The sequence below is a fragment of the Cohnella zeiphila genome (assembly GCF_014212055.1).
GTDB lineage: Bacteria > Bacillota > Bacilli > Paenibacillales > Paenibacillaceae > Cohnella > Cohnella zeiphila.
In genome coordinates this window covers 246,529-262,567 of sequence record NZ_JACJVO010000032.1, presented here as the reverse complement: position 1 = coordinate 262,567, position 16,039 = coordinate 246,529, and the positions used below count along the sequence as shown (strand labels likewise).

The 16,039-nt window shown below is 61.3% G+C and carries 18 protein-coding genes; 5 read left to right on the top strand and 13 right to left on the bottom strand.

Translation table 11 applies throughout. The features are described from left to right. Positions 1 to 71: 71 nt before the first annotated feature. The 5 genes from H7C18_RS25210 to H7C18_RS25190 form a co-directional block, all read right to left on the bottom strand. On the bottom strand, positions 72 to 1,778 hold the full coding sequence (locus H7C18_RS25210) for a type 2 periplasmic-binding domain-containing protein (RefSeq protein WP_185131867.1): 1,707 nt from the start codon (positions 1,776 to 1,778) through the stop codon (positions 72 to 74). A 75-nt stretch (positions 1,779 to 1,853) separates the two neighbouring features. Further along, on the bottom strand, positions 1,854 to 2,729 hold the full coding sequence (locus H7C18_RS25205; protein ID WP_238357943.1) for a carbohydrate ABC transporter permease: 876 nt from the start codon (positions 2,727 to 2,729) through the stop codon (positions 1,854 to 1,856). A 14-nt stretch (positions 2,730 to 2,743) separates the two neighbouring features. Continuing rightward, positions 2,744 to 3,736, bottom strand: a complete 993-nt coding sequence (locus H7C18_RS25200; RefSeq protein WP_185131865.1) for an ABC transporter permease — start codon at positions 3,734 to 3,736, stop codon at positions 2,744 to 2,746. A 303-nt stretch (positions 3,737 to 4,039) separates the two neighbouring features. Next, a complete protein-coding gene (locus H7C18_RS25195) occupies positions 4,040 to 5,185 on the bottom strand; it encodes a DEAD/DEAH box helicase (protein WP_185131864.1) in 1,146 nt (381 codons plus the stop codon). Between the two features lie 40 nt (positions 5,186 to 5,225). Then, entirely contained in the window at positions 5,226 to 6,146 is a 921-nt protein-coding gene (locus H7C18_RS25190; protein WP_238357942.1) for a LysR family transcriptional regulator, read from the bottom strand. A 98-nt stretch (positions 6,147 to 6,244) separates the two neighbouring features. On the opposite strand from H7C18_RS25190, the gene H7C18_RS25185 reads away from it, so the two are divergent. Beyond that, entirely contained in the window at positions 6,245 to 7,444 is a 1,200-nt protein-coding gene (locus H7C18_RS25185; protein WP_185131863.1) for an MFS transporter, read from the top strand. Positions 7,445 to 7,551: 107 nt separating this feature from the next. Here the strand turns inward: H7C18_RS25185 and H7C18_RS25180 are convergent, their stop codons facing one another. Together H7C18_RS25180 and H7C18_RS25175 are read right to left on the bottom strand one after the other, a co-directional pair. Beyond that, entirely contained in the window at positions 7,552 to 7,947 is a 396-nt protein-coding gene (locus tag H7C18_RS25180; protein WP_185131862.1) for a VOC family protein, read from the bottom strand. A 77-nt stretch (positions 7,948 to 8,024) separates the two neighbouring features. After that, positions 8,025 to 8,267, bottom strand: a complete 243-nt coding sequence (locus H7C18_RS25175; protein ID WP_185131861.1) for a hypothetical protein — start codon at positions 8,265 to 8,267, stop codon at positions 8,025 to 8,027. A 144-nt stretch (positions 8,268 to 8,411) separates the two neighbouring features. On the opposite strand from H7C18_RS25175, the gene H7C18_RS25170 reads away from it, so the two are divergent. Then, positions 8,412 to 9,575: an acyl-CoA dehydrogenase family protein gene (locus H7C18_RS25170; RefSeq protein ID WP_185131860.1), complete on the top strand. Its 1,164-nt coding sequence runs from the start codon at positions 8,412 to 8,414 to the stop codon at positions 9,573 to 9,575. A 37-nt stretch (positions 9,576 to 9,612) separates the two neighbouring features. On the opposite strand, the gene H7C18_RS25165 is transcribed toward H7C18_RS25170, so the two are convergent. The 5 genes from H7C18_RS25165 to H7C18_RS25145 all read right to left on the bottom strand — a co-directional run bounded on the left by H7C18_RS25165 (position 9,613) and on the right by H7C18_RS25145 (position 12,427). Then, a complete protein-coding gene (locus tag H7C18_RS25165) occupies positions 9,613 to 10,335 on the bottom strand; it encodes a PIG-L family deacetylase (protein ID WP_185131859.1) in 723 nt (240 codons plus the stop codon). Beyond that, entirely contained in the window at positions 10,332 to 10,646 is a 315-nt protein-coding gene (locus H7C18_RS25160) for a DUF1806 family protein (protein ID WP_185131858.1), read from the bottom strand. The genes H7C18_RS25165 and H7C18_RS25160 overlap by 4 nt, the downstream gene beginning before the upstream one ends. Before the next feature lie 267 nt (positions 10,647 to 10,913). Continuing rightward, complete coding sequence (gene bshB2 / locus H7C18_RS25155) at positions 10,914 to 11,570, bottom strand: bacillithiol biosynthesis deacetylase BshB2 (RefSeq protein WP_185131857.1); 657 nt, start codon at positions 11,568 to 11,570, stop codon at positions 10,914 to 10,916. 92 nt (positions 11,571 to 11,662) lie between these two features. Beyond that, positions 11,663 to 12,007 carry a YojF family protein gene (locus H7C18_RS25150; RefSeq protein ID WP_185131856.1) on the bottom strand — a complete coding sequence of 115 codons (345 nt, stop codon included), beginning with the start codon at positions 12,005 to 12,007 and terminating at the stop codon, positions 11,663 to 11,665. A 24-nt stretch (positions 12,008 to 12,031) separates the two neighbouring features. Then, the gene (locus tag H7C18_RS25145; RefSeq protein ID WP_202887430.1) at positions 12,032 to 12,427 is read right to left on the bottom strand and encodes a VOC family protein; all 396 of its coding nucleotides are present in this window, start codon (positions 12,425 to 12,427) and stop codon (positions 12,032 to 12,034) included. Between the two features lie 164 nt (positions 12,428 to 12,591). Between H7C18_RS25145 and H7C18_RS25140 the strand changes: the two genes are divergently transcribed. Genes H7C18_RS25140 through H7C18_RS25130 form a run of 3 tightly spaced genes read left to right on the top strand, consistent with a single transcriptional unit; the run spans position 12,592 to position 15,158 of the window. After that, the gene (locus tag H7C18_RS25140; protein ID WP_185131855.1) at positions 12,592 to 14,172 is read left to right on the top strand and encodes an RNA polymerase sigma factor; all 1,581 of its coding nucleotides are present in this window, start codon (positions 12,592 to 12,594) and stop codon (positions 14,170 to 14,172) included. A gap of 35 nt (positions 14,173 to 14,207) precedes the next feature. Then, positions 14,208 to 14,972, top strand: a complete 765-nt coding sequence (locus H7C18_RS25135) for a VOC family protein (protein WP_185131854.1) — start codon at positions 14,208 to 14,210, stop codon at positions 14,970 to 14,972. A gap of 18 nt (positions 14,973 to 14,990) precedes the next feature. Beyond that, the gene (locus tag H7C18_RS25130; protein WP_185131853.1) at positions 14,991 to 15,158 is read left to right on the top strand and encodes a hypothetical protein; all 168 of its coding nucleotides are present in this window, start codon (positions 14,991 to 14,993) and stop codon (positions 15,156 to 15,158) included. Positions 15,159 to 15,253: 95 nt separating this feature from the next. Here the strand turns inward: H7C18_RS25130 and H7C18_RS25125 are convergent, their stop codons facing one another. Further along, a complete protein-coding gene (locus H7C18_RS25125) occupies positions 15,254 to 16,027 on the bottom strand; it encodes a sugar phosphate isomerase/epimerase family protein (protein ID WP_185131852.1) in 774 nt (257 codons plus the stop codon). Positions 16,028 to 16,039 lie beyond the last annotated feature (12 nt).

Genomic DNA, 16,039 nt, shown 5'->3' with positions numbered 1-16,039 from the left:
TTATTTCCGTGCCCCGGGCCTTTCCTTCGTCTGCGGGGAAGGCCGCCCGCAGCGTCTTCCGGCGGCGAGCGTTACGGCATGGCGACCTTCAGCTGTTCAGCCGCCTGCTCCATTAATTTCTGGCCGCCCGTTTTCTTCCATTCTTCCACGTACTTATCCCAGTCGTCAAAGCTTCTTTTGCCGAGCGCGAAGGAGATTTCGTTTTTCTGCATGAAATCTTTGAGTTTGGAGGACGTCGGACCGTCCAGATTCAACAGCATGTCGTAGTTCGTGTAGCGCGGATACGACCGCACTTCGTCCTGATATTTGTCGCCCGGCGCGTTGTACGGCGCGTCCGGCGTATCCTTATGCCGTTCCCAGAGGAGCGTATAGCCGAGCGACTGCCAATCCATCATTCCTTTCAGCTCCGGCTTCATCTCGTTCTGCAGCTTGACCATGTCGGAATCGTAGTAATAGGTTCCGTCTTGCGGATTCTGGACGACCTTCGTGTAGTCCGGCCAGATCTCCGGGCCGCCGCCCTGGTTGCCGACCCAGTAATACTTGTTCGGATACTGAACGGCATCGAGGAAGTGGGCGAGCCGCTTCAGCTTGCCGGGATCGTCCCCGACTTTCTTGGAAATGATGTACAGGCCGCCCGGCGCGCCTCCCGCCGCGAGCTTGGCGTCCGGGTTCTCCGCCGACGTCAGCGGCGGCATCGGTTTCCAGTAATCCAGCGTGGCGGCGTTGTTCTGCGAAGCCGAATACTGCTCCTGCAGCAGATTCCAGCCCGGATAGTTGACCATGCCGATCTTGTTCTGCAGGGTATACGCCTTGAACTGCTCCCATTGGACCGTATACCAGTCGGGGGCCAGCAGCTTGTTGTCGTTCAGCTTCTTGACGAACTGCAGGAAGTTCTTGGTCGTGCCGTCCAGCATCGGGTGGTTGATCTTGCCGTCCTTCACGTTCCAGCCGTTCTGGCCGAACATGTCGATCAGCCCCGCCAGCATGCCCCATCCTTGACCGCCGCCGGCCGCGCCCATGAACCAGGTGTCGGCCTTGCCGTTGCCGTCGGGGTCTTTCTCCGTCACGGCTTTGGCGTACTCGAACAATTCGTCGGCCGTCTTCGGCATCTCCATGCCGAGCTTCTGCAGCCAGTCTTGCCGGATGAAGTTGCCCCATACGTCGGGGAACGTCGGAAGGCGCGGAATGCCGATCATATGGCCGTCGTCGGTCGCCCACTGAGCATATTCTTTCGTCACGTAGTTCATGATTTGGGGCATATACGGGAGAACCTCGGTCGCATCCAGCAGCTGGTTCTGCTTGAACAGCGTCTGGGCGACCGAACGGTCCCCGATCAGCACGAGATCGGGCGCGTCGCCCGAAGCGAAGCGGACGTTCGTCTTGTTGACCAGATCTTCTCCCGTCAGATTGGTGAACGTGAGCGATACGTTGAACGTTTTCTCGTAAAATTGCTTGATCATATCCTGGGTCGCCGGCTGGTTGATAAAGCCCGACAGCATAATATCGAGCGAATATTTCTTGCTCATGTCGTCGTAAGCGTAGCTCGAATCGTAATCCACCGCTTTCGGCGCGCTCGGGAACGCATCCGGGAACTGAAGCCCGGCTTGAGCCGAATCGCCGCCGGAACCGGCCGATGCGGACGCTGCGCCTCCCGAGCCTTCCGAGCCGCCCCCGGTTCCGGAATTGGCGGATTTGTCGCTGTTGCATGCGGATAAAAACAAGGTGGCGGCCATCAGCAGGGAAATTGTCACGGCGGTACCTTTACGGATCATATTCATCCCCTTTTCCTTCATCTTGTCATCATCTATGCCAAGAAGCCCGCGGTGCTTCGTCAGCATCAATCGGAAGCTGGGTCAGCCTTTGACGGCTCCTACATAAACGCCTTGCACGAAATACTTCTGCAGGAACGGATAGACGAGCAGGATCGGCAGCGTGCCGACGACGACGGTCGCCATCTTCATCGATTCCGGCGTTACGGCGTTGCCGTTCAGAATCAAGGACTCCATGGCGTCGCTGGAAGCGGAAGCCAGCATATTTTTCAAGATCAGCTGCATCGGGAACAAATGGGCGTTGTTCAAATAAACCATCGCGTCGAACCAGCTGTTCCAGTGGAACACGATGCTGAACAGCCCGATGGCGGCCAGCGCCGGAGCGGCCAGCGGGATGACGACCCGCGCAAGCATCTGCAATTCGCCGGCTCCGTCCATTTTGGCGGCTTCGATCAAACCGTCCGGCAAATTCTCGATGAAGATTTTGATGACGAGCAGGCCGAAGCTGTCCACCAGATAGAGCGCGATCAGCGACCAGAGCGAATTGACCAGGCCGAGCTGCTTGACGACCAGATAAGTCGGGATCAGGCCGGCGTTGAACAAGATGGTCGAGACGACCAGCAGCAGCAGGAAGTTGCGTCCGGGCAGCGTGCGAACGGACAGCACGTAAGCGCCGGTGGCGGTCAGCATCAGCATGAGAGCCGGGCCGACGAAGCTGCGGAAGACGGAGATGCCGAACGACCGCCAGATGAGCGGCGAGGACAGGATCCGCTCGTAGGCGGCCCATACCGGGTCGTGCGGAATGATGACAAAGTAGTTGCGGCTCATCATCTCCGCCGGACCGGTCAGCGACATGCCGAGCACGTAAAGCAGAGGGAATACGGCGGAAGCGACGACCAGCAGAACGATCGCGTGAATGACGATCTGATAGGTTCGTTCCGATCTGGAGCGGTACATCATGAGTCAGCCTCCCTTTACCAGATGCCGCGGCCGGACAGCCGCTTGGCGACGAAGTTGGAGCCGATGACGAGCCCGAGGCCGATCACGGATTGGAACAGCCCGACGGCGGTAGCCAAGCTGAATTGCAGGCGGGCCAGCCCTTCGCGGTATACCCAGGTGTCGATGACGTCGGCCGTCTGGAAGACGGCATCGTTGTAGAAAAGCAGAATTTGCTCGCCGCCGGCGCTGAGCAGGGAGCCCAAGCTCAGACAGAGCACGAACGTCACGACGGACAGAATGCTCGGGATCGTAATGTGGCGCATTCGCTTGAGCGGCCCCGCGCCGTCGATGACCGCCGCCTCGTAAAGCTGGGCGTCGACCGTCGCCAGCGCGGCCAAATAGATGATCGTGCTCCAGCCGATCTCCTTCCACAGCGCCGAACCGATGAGAATGGGACGGAACCAGGCGGAATCGAGCAGAAATTCATGGCGCTCCATTCCGAGGCCGCTCAGCACGTTGTTCACGAAGCCGAACCCCACCGAGAAAAAGCCGAACACGACCCCGTATACGATGACCCAGGAAAAAAAGTGGGGAATGTAGACGAACGTTTGAAGCCACTTTTTCAACCGCCGGGTCGCCATGTCGTGGAACAGGATCGCCAGAATGATCGGCGGCAGGAAGCCGACCGCCAGCCGGAGCAGGCTGATCTCGACCGTATTGCGAATCACGTTCGGAATGTCCGGCGAATAGAAAATATCCTTGAAATTCTGCCAGCCGATCCATTCGCTCCGGAAGACGCCCGAACCGAGCTGCAGATCCTTGAACGCGACTACCCATGCCAGCAGGATCGGCCAATACTTGAACAGAACGAAATAGGCGAATACGGGAATGAACAGAAAATACAAGTTCCGATGACTGTGTATGCGTTTCCAAATCGACGCGCGAAGCACGGCGTCGGTCGGCCCCTTGCGAAGCGGACTTTCGGCCGTCGCCGCTTCCGGCCCTGTCTTTCCTCCTTTGACGGACATGCGCCGATCCCTCCTCATCCAATCGTTCGTTTGATATGACAGCGCTTTTTTTATTCTAGCACGGCTCCGTCGGGCCGATGTTCATTAGGCGATTGAAAATGTGCACCGTGCGACTTTCCGGTAGTAACCCCCCAAAAAAAGTGACGTGATGCTTTGAAGTTAACTCCGATTACTTTTGGGGGAGCCCCCGGATATCCACAGGAAATTAAATCGTATCATTTCCTAAGCAGAAAAAAGGCTGTACCGGGACCTTCCTCAAGGTCGGGGTACAGCCTCTTCCTTTTAGCGCGCACTGCCGGCGATTCAGGCCAGCACCATCGGATACGGATGATCCTGCACGACCGGAATCGTCTTCTTGATCGTTTTCTCGATATCCTTCAGGTAAGGAAGCTCCTCCGTCTCGCAGAACGAGATCGCGACCCCGCTCTGGCCCGCCCGTCCGGTCCGCCCGATACGGTGGACGTACGTCTCCGGGACGTTCGGCAAGTTGTAGTTGATGACATGCGACAGCTCCTCGATGTCGATGCCCCGTGCGGCGATGTCGGTCGCGACGAGCACCCGCACCGTTCCGTTCTTGAATTGGTTCAGCGCGTTCTGGCGGGCGTTCTGCGATTTGTCCCCGTGAATGGCCTGGGCGGGCACGTTCGCCCGGTTCAGGCCGCGCGCCACCCGGTCGGCTCCGTGCTTGGTGCGGGTGAATACGATAGCCGACACGATGGACGGATCCTTCATGAGATGAATCAGCAGTCCCATCTTGTTCGGCTTATCCACCAGGTAGACGGATTGCTCGATCCGCTCTACCGTCGTCGCGGCGGGAGTCACTTCCACCTTGGCCGGATTCGTGAGCAGCGACTGAACCAGCTTGGAAATTTCGGGCGGCATCGTGGCGGAGAAGAACAGCGTCTGCTTCCGCGCGGGCAGCTTCGCGATAATCCGCTTCACATCATGGATGAAGCCCATGTCCAGCATGCGGTCGGCTTCGTCGAGCACCAGAATTTCCACGCTCGTCAAGTCGACCAGCTTCTGGTTCATCAAGTCCATCAGCCGGCCAGGGGTGGCAATCAGGATGTCCGTTCCCCGCTCCAGCGCTTCCTCCTGCGGCTTCTGGGAGACGCCGCCGACGATCGCGAGGCTTCGCAGGCTGAGAAACTGACCGTAAGCTTTGACGTTGTCCAGAATCTGCAGCGCCAGCTCCCGCGTCGGCGTCAGAATGAGCGAGCGGATGGGCCGCTTGCCCTTGCCGGCGGGCGGGCGCTCGCTGAGCAGCTGCAGAATCGGCAGCGAGAACGCCGCCGTCTTTCCGGTGCCGGTCTGGGCGCAGCCGAACAAATCCCTTCCGGCCAGCACGACCGGGATCGCCTGCTCCTGAATCGGAGTCGGCTGCGAGTAATTTTCCTTGCGAAGTGCTTTTAAAAGTTCCGGCTTCAGCGCCAGTTGTTCGAATGTCATTCGTTCTCCTCGTTCCGTTCGGTTTGCATACAAACTTAAATTATAGCATAGTTGCTTCCATTCTCCAATTCTGCCTGCACCAGTCGGTCAGGACGCGAACGAATTCCCGGGTCGCCGGCGCAGCGTCCGCGAACGAACGCGCGATGACGGCGATTTCGCGCGCAACGGGCGGGTCGATCTCCTTCACCTTCAACCCGTGCGCGGCGACGGACGCGAGCGTGAACCTCGAGACGACGCCGATCCCCAGACCTCGCTTCACCATATGAACGAGCGTCTCGGCCGTCTGGACGGTCAAATTCTCCTCGTAATCGATGCGATGGTCCCGGAACGTACCCTCGATGGCCGCTTCATGCCCGCCTTTGCAGAAAATCAGCTCGCTCCGGTTCCGTTCCAGGCCGATCCGATCCGCATTTTCCAGCGAATGCCCGGGCGGCAGGGCGGCAACCATGCCGTCTTGGATCAATACCTCGGCTTCATATTCTCCGAATGGGGATGCGACGATTCCGACGTCGACCGAATGGGCGTCGACCCAAGCCTTGATCTGGTCGGAAGTGCCCTCGGTCAGCTCGATTCGCACGTTCGGATACCGGTTCCGGAAAACGGCGATCGTCTCCGGAAGCAGGTTCGCGGACGCGGCCGGAAAAGAGCCGATGGTCACCTTGCCCCTCAGCAGCCGGTTCTCGCCGCCGGCGACCTGATAAATTTGGTTCTCGATCGCCTTCATCTGCCGGGCCAGCCTCAGGATGTCCTTGCCCGCTTCGGTAAGCGCCAGGCCATGCGGTTTATCCCGGACGAACAGCTTGACCGACAGCGATTCTTCGAGGCTTTTTACCGCTTTGCTGACGGCAGGCTGGGAGATGAACAGCGCTTGGGACGCTTCGGTCATATTCATTTTGTCCGCCACCGCGATAAAGATCCGGAGATGGTTCATGTTCATCGCGGATTCGTTCGGCATAACCATTGTGTTATCTCCTAAATAAAAAATCGGTATTTCAGTTATATCACAAAATCCCCTAAGATGACATTGCTCGGATCTACAAACGTAAGGAGGAGTTGCATATGGAAAAAGTGTCCGCGGAACGGGCCGTTCGTCCAAGATCCGTCTGGGTCGCCGCCTGGATGGTGACGGCCGTGTTTATCCTGTCCAATTCCGCCACGCCGCTCTACGTGCATTGGCAGCGCGGGATGGGCTTCTCGAACGGAACGCTGACGCTTATCTTCGCGGCCTATATCGCAGGGCTGCTCGCGGCGCTGCTCGTCGCGGGGCAGCTCTCCGACCGCTTCGGCCGGAAGCCGGTGCTGTTCCCCGGGCTTGCCGCCGCCGCGCTGGCCTGCCTTCTATTTATTTTCGCGACGTCCGTAGCCGAACTGGTCGCCGCCCGGCTGCTGACGGGCATCGCCGTCGGCGCGATCGTCTCGGCGGGCATGGCCGCGGTTGTCGACGTCGGCGGGCCGCAGCGCCGGTCGCTGGCTTCGCTGGCCGCTTCCGCGGCCATGGTGCTCGGCGCCGGACTCGGCCCGCTGCTCGCAGGCGCGTTGGCGCAGACGCTCGCGCATCCGATCCTTCCCGTCTTTGCCGCCGAGCTCGCCATCCTGGGCAGCGCCTTCGCCGTCGCCGCCTCCCTGCCTGGGCGGCAAGCCGGTTCGCGGGCGGCGGATCGCTTCCGCCTGCGATTGCCAAGCGTGCCTGCTGCCAATCGCCTGCACCTGATCTTTGGCATCGCCGTCTTCGCTCCCGGCCTTACGGCGACTTCCTTCATCCTGTCGCTCGGCCCCTCGCTGCTGTCCAAGCTGCTCGCCGTGAACAGCCCGCTCGTCGCGGGAGGCACCGCCTGCCTGATGTTCCTGACCGCGACCGGCATCCAGTTCGCGTTGAAGAGACTGCGCATCGGAACCCAACTGCTGGCCGGCGCCGCCTCCACCGTCCTGGCTATGCTCGCGGCGGCCGCCGCCGTCCGGGTATCGTCCGCCCCTCTGCTGGTGCTGGCCGCGATTTTCGCCGGGGCCGGGCAGGGGCTCGGCCAGCTCGGCGGGCTGACGCTGATCGGCCTGCGCGTCCCGGAGCGGCGGAGAGCCGAAGCGAACGCCGTCCTCAACATGGGCGGATACGTGCCCGCCGCCGTCCTGCCGGTGTGCGCGGGATACCTGATCGACGCCGCGGGCTTGGCCGCCGGTACTACCGCGTTCGCGGCCGTCCTGACGGCCGCTTCCCTCGCGGCTGCGGGGTTCGTGTCCGTTCGGCTGCGGGAGAAGGATTAAGCTTGCTTTCGTCTAACGCGCAAGCAAAACGGGTTTGCGGCGATTTCGCCGCTCCCGGATTCGTTCGAAAAAAGAAAAGGCTGCCCCGCTTACGGGCAGCCTTCGCCTTAGAAACCGTTATGCTGCACGAGATCGAACCGGTTGCCGTACAGATCCTCGAAGACAACCTCCACTCCCCAAGGAACGTCGCGCGGTTCTCCGAAGAAGCGCACGCCGCGCTCCTTCATCGCTTCGTAATCCCGACGGCAGTCGTCGGTATGAACGACCAGGAACACATGGTTTGCGGCTTGGCTTCCCACCCGCTCCCGCTTCTCCGGCGTATCGGCGGCGACCAGCACGATCGCCGTCTCGTTGCCGCCGGCCGGGGCGAGAGCGACCCACCGCATGCCGGGACCGAACGTGTTGTCCGCGAGCAGCGCAAACCCCAGCTTCTCCGTGTAGAACGAGATCGCCTCGTCGTAGTCGTTAACCAGCACCGTCACATGACCCAATTTCGTGAGCATTGGCCTCAACCTTTCGTTGACTTGTCCCCTTCATTATAGAGGGTTGCCTTCTTGATCGTCTTGTAAAAAACCGATGCTTATCGCACATAGAGAGCCGAAAGCGAATCCGGATTCCGAAAGAAAGAAGCCGGCGTCGTCCCCGTCAGCCGCGAGAAATGCTTCGGAGACACGCCGACCCAGCGGAGGAACTGCCGCTCCAGCGATCTCTCGCTAAGCTGCGCTTCTTCGGCCAACCGGCGTATCGGCACACGACCTCCGCCGGATGCCGGCACTTCCGCGGCGTATCGGACTTCCGCCCGGACCGGCGGCGCATCGGACATCCGTCGTCCATATTCCAGAACGACCGCGAAACCTCGCGCATCGATATTCCCGGCAGGAGAGCGCGCTTGATCGCGGTCGGCTTCATCGCTTGTGCAGAGCCCGGCTGCAGTTGGTATAATTCAGAAGGAAGGAGTGATGATCGGATGCGCATCATGGACCGATATATCCGCAATGAACAAGAGCAGGCTCGGGCCGATCGGATCGAGGCGCTCGCCGCCCGGTTCGCGGAACGGGCCGCGGAGCATGACCGGGAAGGATCGTTCCCGTTCGAAAATTTCGCCGACCTTCGGGACGCCGGGTATTTGAAGCTGACGGTTCCGCAAGCTTACGGCGGGGATGAAATCTCGCTGTACGAGCTTGTCCAGCTGCAGGAGCGGCTGGGCTACGGCGACGGCTCGACGGCACTCGCCGTCGGCTGGCACATCGGGCAGGTGCTGCACCTGCGAACGAGCCGGAAGTGGCCGGAGGAGCTGTTCGCCGAGCTGTGCCACGATATCGTGCGCGACGGCGCGATGATCAATACGTTCGCCAGCGAAACGGGGTCCGGCAGCCCGAGCCGCGGCGGCAAGCCGGAGACGACCGCCGTTCGCGCGGACGGCGGGTGGCGGATAACGGGCCGCAAGACGTTCAGCACGCTGTCGCCGATTCTCGACCGCTTCGTCGTTTCGGCTTATCTTCCGGAAGAAGACCAAACGTCGGACTTTCTCGTTCGCCGTTCGGAGCAGACGACCGTCGTAGAGACTTGGGATACGCTCGGCATGCGGGGAACCGGCAGCCACGACATGGTGCTTAGCGGCGCCTGGACAGCCGATAACATGCGGCTATCCGGCAAAGGGGAAGACGACGGCGGCGGCTGGCTGCTGCATATTCCGGCCTGCTATGTCGGCATCGCCCTCGCCGCGCGCGACTTCGCGCTCGAATTCGCGCGCACGTACCGGCCCAACCATCTGGCCGATCCGATCGCGGCCCTTCCCGCCGTCCGGCAGTCGTTCGGAGAGATCGAAGCCGAGCTGCGGACCGCACGCTCGCTGCTTTATGCCGCGGCCGACCGCTGGGACCGCGAGACGATGGCGAACCGCCCGTCGCTCAAGTCCGAGCTGGGGCTGGCCAAGTATGTGGCCGTTAACGGCGCGATCCGCGTCGTCGACCTGGCGATGCGGATCGTCGGCGGAGCCAGCCTGTCGCGCAAGCTGCCGCTCGAGCGGTATTACCGCGACGTTCGCGCCGGCCTGCACAATCCGCCGATGGACACCAACGTCCTGCAGACGCTCGCCGCGGAAGCGTTAAGCGAGCGAGCCGAGCGTTAAACGCCGCGGGCGACGCTCCATTGACCGCCTCAACGTTTCAGAACAACCCGCGCGCGCCGCGTCCCGCCGCGTCCGATGCCGGCGCGGGAGCGGCGCGCAAGAAATACTCATGCGAGCCGAAGCGGCTGAGCGCCTCCCGGTCGGAACGCCATACCCATTCGTCGATCTCGGACTGGCAGCGGTGCGCGCGGAAAGCCGCCAGCTTCGCCGGCAGATGCGCGCTCACGTCCACCTTGACGACGTCGCGTCGGGTATAGCCGTACCGCTCCGGCTGCTCCATCATGCCGCCGAACGAGATGAAGTAGAGAGACTCGAGCCTTCCGGCGCGTCTGCATGCTTCCGTCGTCGCCCATCCGATCGCGCAATGGTCCGGATGTCCGCCCAGCTTCTCGTGGAACGTCAGCATGACGTCGGGATCGAGATCGCGAATCAGCGCTTCGATCCGCGCCACGAGCGCTTCGCGGTCGACGAATTCCACCGTCTTGTCGCGAATGTCGAAAAACCGGAGCTGCCGGATGCCGAGACAGTCGCAGGCGTTCTTCAGCTCCTGTTCGCGCGCGGTGGGGATCGTCTCCCGGTTCAGGTAAGGCGGATTGCCCATGCGACGACCCATCTCGCCGCGCGTGGCGCTAACCAGCGTAATGTCGACGCCCTCGGCGGCGTACTTGGCCAGCGTCCCGCCGCAAATGAACGATTCGTCGTCCGGATGCGCGAATACCGCCAACAGCTTGCGTCCTTGGTTTTGCCCCTTGTCGCTCATTCCGGAAACGGCCCCCTTCCCAGATGCAGGGCGACGTCCATCCGCCCGCGATCGTCGAATCCGGCCAGCAGCAGCCGGCCCGCCTCGTCCGTCTCATAATGGGTAAGCCCTTCCATCCGCAGCCAGCCGTGCCCGTCAAAGCGCAGCGCTACGCGATAAGAAGGGCCGTCTCCGGCGACGAAGGCTTCGGTCAAGCGAACTTTGAAATTGCGAACGAACACATAGGACGTCGCTTCGCTGTGTACGTAGACGTCAGAGCCGACGAACTTCCGCAGCTCCGCCTCCGTTTGTTCCCTGTTGATTCGGATCATCGTGCATTCATCCCTTTTCCGATTGGTGGACGGTTCGGCGGTAATATTCGATCCCTACGCGGTCGATATGTTCTTTCAATTCCCGGTGCCGCAGGGAACCGTAATCCGCGACATCGGCCATATAGGGAACAGGCAGCTCCTCGTCGATAAGCGATTTTACTCTACCCTATTCTGCATTCTGCCTTTGACCTTCTTTTCCTCTTTTCAAACCGAGAAAAAAAAGGCCGCCCCGCCGTTCATCCGAACGAGCGAGGCAACCCGCACAATTCAATCGAAACGATAAGTCCAGAACCGCTCGGTTCCGAAACGCTCCTGCATGGCTTTTTCCAACGGAACGTCCCCGCTGACCCATTCGGCCACCTGGAATTGCGAACGGTGCGCCTGGATGGACGCCAGCTTCTGCTTCAAATTGGCCGAGACGTCGCGAACGACGTCGGGTTGGCCGATGCCTTGCTCCAGATTGTTGGCGAAAGCCAGGCACAGCACGACCGGCCGCTCGTTCCGCGGCAGCCTCCCGATCGTCCGGACGACGGCGGCGCCGGTCGCGTCATGGTCCGGATGGACGCTATAGCCCGGATAGAACGTATAGACGGTCGTCGGGCGAAGCTCCTGAAGCAGGGCGTCAATGTCCGCGTCGAGCTTATCCTGGTCCTCGAACTCGATCGTTTTGTCATGGTAGCCGAGCATTCGCAAATCCCGGATGCCGATCGCGCGGCAGGACTCTTCCAGCTCCGCCTTGCGGATCTCGGGCAGCGTCACCCGGTTCGCGAAAGGAGGCACCCCCATGTTCCGCCCCATCTCCCCGAGCGTCAGGCAGGCGTATGTTACCGGATCTCCGTTGCGCACGTGTTCGGCCAGCGTCGCGGACAGACCGAACGCTTCGTCGTCCGGATGCGGCAGCAGCACCAATACTCTTTGCTCCATATCTATCTGCTCCTCTCTCTAAGATTATTCCGGGGTCCCCGCAAAGTACCTGAGCAAGCTTCGAAGCTAAGCCCCGCTTTGCGGAGAAATGTTCAGAAAGGTTGAGGGCTTAATTGCAAGGCGACGACCAGCTTGCCTTCCCGGTCATGCCCCGCCATGATGAGCCGCTCGGAATCGGTCTCCTCGTAATGCGTCAATCCTTCGGAATAGACCCATCCGTGCGGCATTTTCAAGCCGACCCGGAACGGACCGCCTCCCGAGACCGAGCCGTGGGAGAATCGGATGAGCGCGTTGCTGATAAAAGTGGCGGCGGGATGCTTGGAGCTGTCCCGATGAGCCGCGTAGGCTCCGGTCGTCATCTCCAGGTGGATATAGAGATCCCGATCCCGCAGATTGTCGATTCTGTTCTGAATGACCGATGGATCGATGGGTTGCATAGCTAGCCTCCTGTCCGGCTTTATTCAAACCGTTGCTTCGTTCGAGATTTCGATCAGGTTCCGGTCCGGATCGCGAAAATAGACGGAGTCGATCGGACCCATGGCTCCGGTTCGGCGAACCGGCCCTTCTTCGACGGCTACTCCGCAAGCGGACAAATGACGGACGACCTCGCCTAACGGCGTGGAAACGAGAAAGCACAGATCCGCCGACCCGGGCGTCGGCCTTTCCGCTTTCGGTTCGAATTCGCGCCCCTGCTCGTGCAGATTGATTTTTTGCCGGCCGAATTTCAGGGCGTAGCGCCCGCCGGCGAATCGGATCGGCTCCATGCCGAGCACGTCCGCATAAAAACGAACCGTCTTCTCCAAATCCCGCACCGTCAGCACCAGGTGATCCAGACTTTTCACTTCAATGGGCGACATCGGTTTAACCTCCGCAATGACCGACGTGGGCGACAAATGCTGCATGTCCAGAAATTATACCTCAATCTCGGCCGCCTTTGAAGCGCCGCCCTTCTATCCGCCTCCCCATCGTACCTGTTATAGTGAATTTATTGATACGGTCCTTTGGAAAAGGAGCAGGAAAAATGGATGCCTCCCAAGAAGAGCAGCGGCAGTTGGTCGAACGTTCCCGAGACGGGGACCGCGAGGCGTTCGGGGAACTCGTCGGCCGGCATCGGCTGCAAGCCGTTCAGTGGGCCCGCGCGATCATGAAGGACGCTTATTGGGCGGAAGACGTCGCTCAGGACGCGTTGATCCGGTCGTACTTGCAGCTGGAAAAGCTGGCGGACCCGGAGCGCTTCATCCCGTGGCTGCGGACGATCGTTCGCAACAAGGCGCTGGACGTTCTTCGAAGCGGCAGGCGCCGCGGCGGACTCGAACGGAGCCTCGCCGGAGCGGAAACCGCCCCGGATTCGGACATGCCGGAGATTGTCGCTCTCGGCAAAGAGTGGCTGGAATCCGTGACCGCGATGATGGACGCTTTGCCGGTGCGGAATCGCGGCATCGCCGAGGCTTTCTTCTTCCGTCGGCAGACTCCCGAGGAGATCGCGGAGACGTTCGGCATCGCGGTCGGCAACGTCTACAACATTCTATCCAGATCCAAGCTGAAGCTTCAGGAGGAACGCTTCCGCAGGGCGGCCGCGCGAAACGCGCAAAAGAGCAAGGCGACGGGCCGGGAAATTCGCCGCGTCCTGCCTGTTCCGCCCTGCCGGTCGGCCTACGCCTCCCTGGGCCATGCCCTTCACGAATCGTTTTACGGCGAATATGAATTATGCGACGTTCTGGGATTCACGGGCCAGGCGTTCCGAATTCAGACGACGGCCGATTGCGGCTTGAGCGGCAGCCTGATCTACGACTGGGGATGGGCGCTGGAACGGTCGGCGGCGGCGCTCGGAGGCAAGGCGATGCGGATTGGCCGGCCGGGCCGCGCGCCGACCCCCGATCTGCTGGTTCAAGCACTCGATATGATCCGGCAAGCGATCGGGCAAGGGACGCCCCCGATCGTCTGGAATCTGAACCCGGCCGAATTCGGCTTGATCTATGGCTACGACGACGAGCCGGAGTGTTTCTTCTACCGGGACGCCGCGGGCCGCTGCTCGGCCATCCCTTATTCGAAGCTGGGCCGCACGCTGGATAATCCCGAGCTGTTCGTCGGCTTCATCGAACGCCCGAAGCGGCCGGCCGAGCCGTCTTTGGCAAGCGCGCTGGAGACGATCGTCCGCCATGCGCGGGGACGGGAGCCGGCGGTGCCCGGCTATACGGCCGGATTGGCCGCCTATGCCGTTTGGTCGGAAGCTTTCGGCCGGGAACGGGCGCAGCCTGTCGGGCATGCCTATCAAGTCGCGCTTCTGACCGAAGCCCGCGAGCAGGCCGTCGCATTTCTATGCCGCTGGGAAAAGCATCCTTCCGTTAGCGCCGATCCGGAGACCGCCCGTCTCTGGCGGGAGGCTGCGGATGAGTATCGGACGCTGCTCCGAACGCTGGGCCTGCTGTATCCCGCTTTTCCCTACGGCATGCCCGGCGCTCGCCTCGACATACGCGAGCGCTCCGTGCAGCTGATCGCGAAGGCGCGGGAAGCCGAAGAACGGGGCATCGAACGGCTGGAGCAAATTTTCGCCGGAATGGCGCCTCGCCTTGATAGATTTCGCAGCGCCCGGACGTCATGATAGGGAAGGCGTCCAACCAAGGGAGGAATCGAAAGATGAAAACGTTGACGGAGCAAGGATCGGGAATACGGGTAGCGGGGGGCGTCATCCTGCATGTCTCCGATTTGCCGGCCATGACGGCCTGGTACGGAGACGTTCTGGGCATCCCGGTCGGGGAGACGGATCCGGAGCGGCCTTTTTACGAGTTCGATATGGACAACGGAGTCAACCTGATGCTGGACGATCACCGCAACGTGCCGGGGCGTCCGCATCCCTTCTGCATGTTCAAAACGCCGGATATTCGCCGATCCTACGAGTGGGCGCAGCGCAGCGGCATCCCGATCGAGCTGGACATCCGGCACGTTCATGAGGGGCTCGACTTCTTCCATATTCGCGACTCGGAAAATAACGTATTGATGATCGTTCAATCCGACTGGAAAAATCCGAATCCGATCCGCCCGTATCGGAACGACCTTCCGATTCGCAACCGGATTCAATCGATCGTCGTGCCCGTGGACGATCTGAAGCGGGCGACGGAGTGGTATGCCCGCCTGCTGGGGCACGCCATCAAGCCGGAGCGCCAGGACGGCGGTCCGATCTACTGGTTCGAGCTGGAGAACGGAACGCACATCCTGCTGGACGACAACCGCCACCATCGGGAGTGGGAGAAGTATCCCACCTTTATGCTGAATGCTCCCCGCATCGAAGAAGCCTATCGCTTCATGAAGGAGAAGAACGTCCGCATCCTCCACGAGATCGAGTTCGACCATCATTTTTTTGCCGCCGATCCGGAAGGCAATGCGATGATCGTCTGCATGTAGTCCCAGGGCGCTCGCCTTGTGCGATTCGTCGAAGAGGGTAACCAGTTTGCTCTCATGGAGGGGAGAGCGGCGAAGCGGGCGGAAGAGAGCAACCGGTTTACTCACTTGAGCGAGAAATCGGCGAAGCGGGCGGAAGAGAATAACCGGATTACGTACATGAGGCGGAACTTCGAAGGAATGGGATGAAGGAATGCACGCAAAGACGCGCACCCTGCGACGAATATCATCGCAGGGTGCGCGTTTGGTTGCAGTCGGCCTAACCGAGAAGCCGGCGCCGACCGTCAGTTCGCCAAAATGCGATGAAGAGCGGCGGCGTCTTGCAGGAACTGCTCCGGATCGTCGTCCTTCACGAACTCCATGAGCGCATAGCGGGCCCCGCCCGGCTCGGCTTCGGAAGCGGCGGCGAAGTATCGCCGCCATTCCTCCTGCCCGTCCGCCAACGGACAGCGCAGGTTCGGCAGCCACTGGAACACGTGCAGATTCGCCAGCCAGGGCAGCGCTTGGCGGAGCGCCTGCTCGTTCTGTTCCGGGGTCAGGCTTGTCTGGGGCTGCCAGTGGCTGCGAACGTTCGGATGGTCGATGGCGCGATACAGCCGGACCGCCGATTCGGCCGTGTCCGTCAACGTGTTGCCATGGTACTCGAAGCCGATCGAGATTCCTTTGGCGGCAGCCAGATCGGCGATGCGCCGGGCATCCTCGGCGACCAAAGCGCGCCACTCTTCATCCGCCGACGCCGAACCGCGGTCGCCCGCCCAGACGCGGATGGCCGGAGCGCCGAGCGCTTCCGCCGTCTCCAGCACCCGTTCGAACTCCATCGGTTCTCCCTGTCCGACATGCCGGTTGCCGACGCGGTAATACGAGCCGTAGGAGGCCGTTTCGAGCCCCGCCGCGCGGGTTCGGAAGCCGACTTCCTCCGCGCGCTTCGGGTCGCCGTGGGGAACGTGAATGTCCCCGCCCCATTCGATCGCCTTCAGGCCGGCTTGAACGGCCAACTCGATAATCCGCTCCGGAGGAAGCTGTCGGAACGTGATGGAGATCAGACCAGGTTTGAACATGTCCTCGCTCCT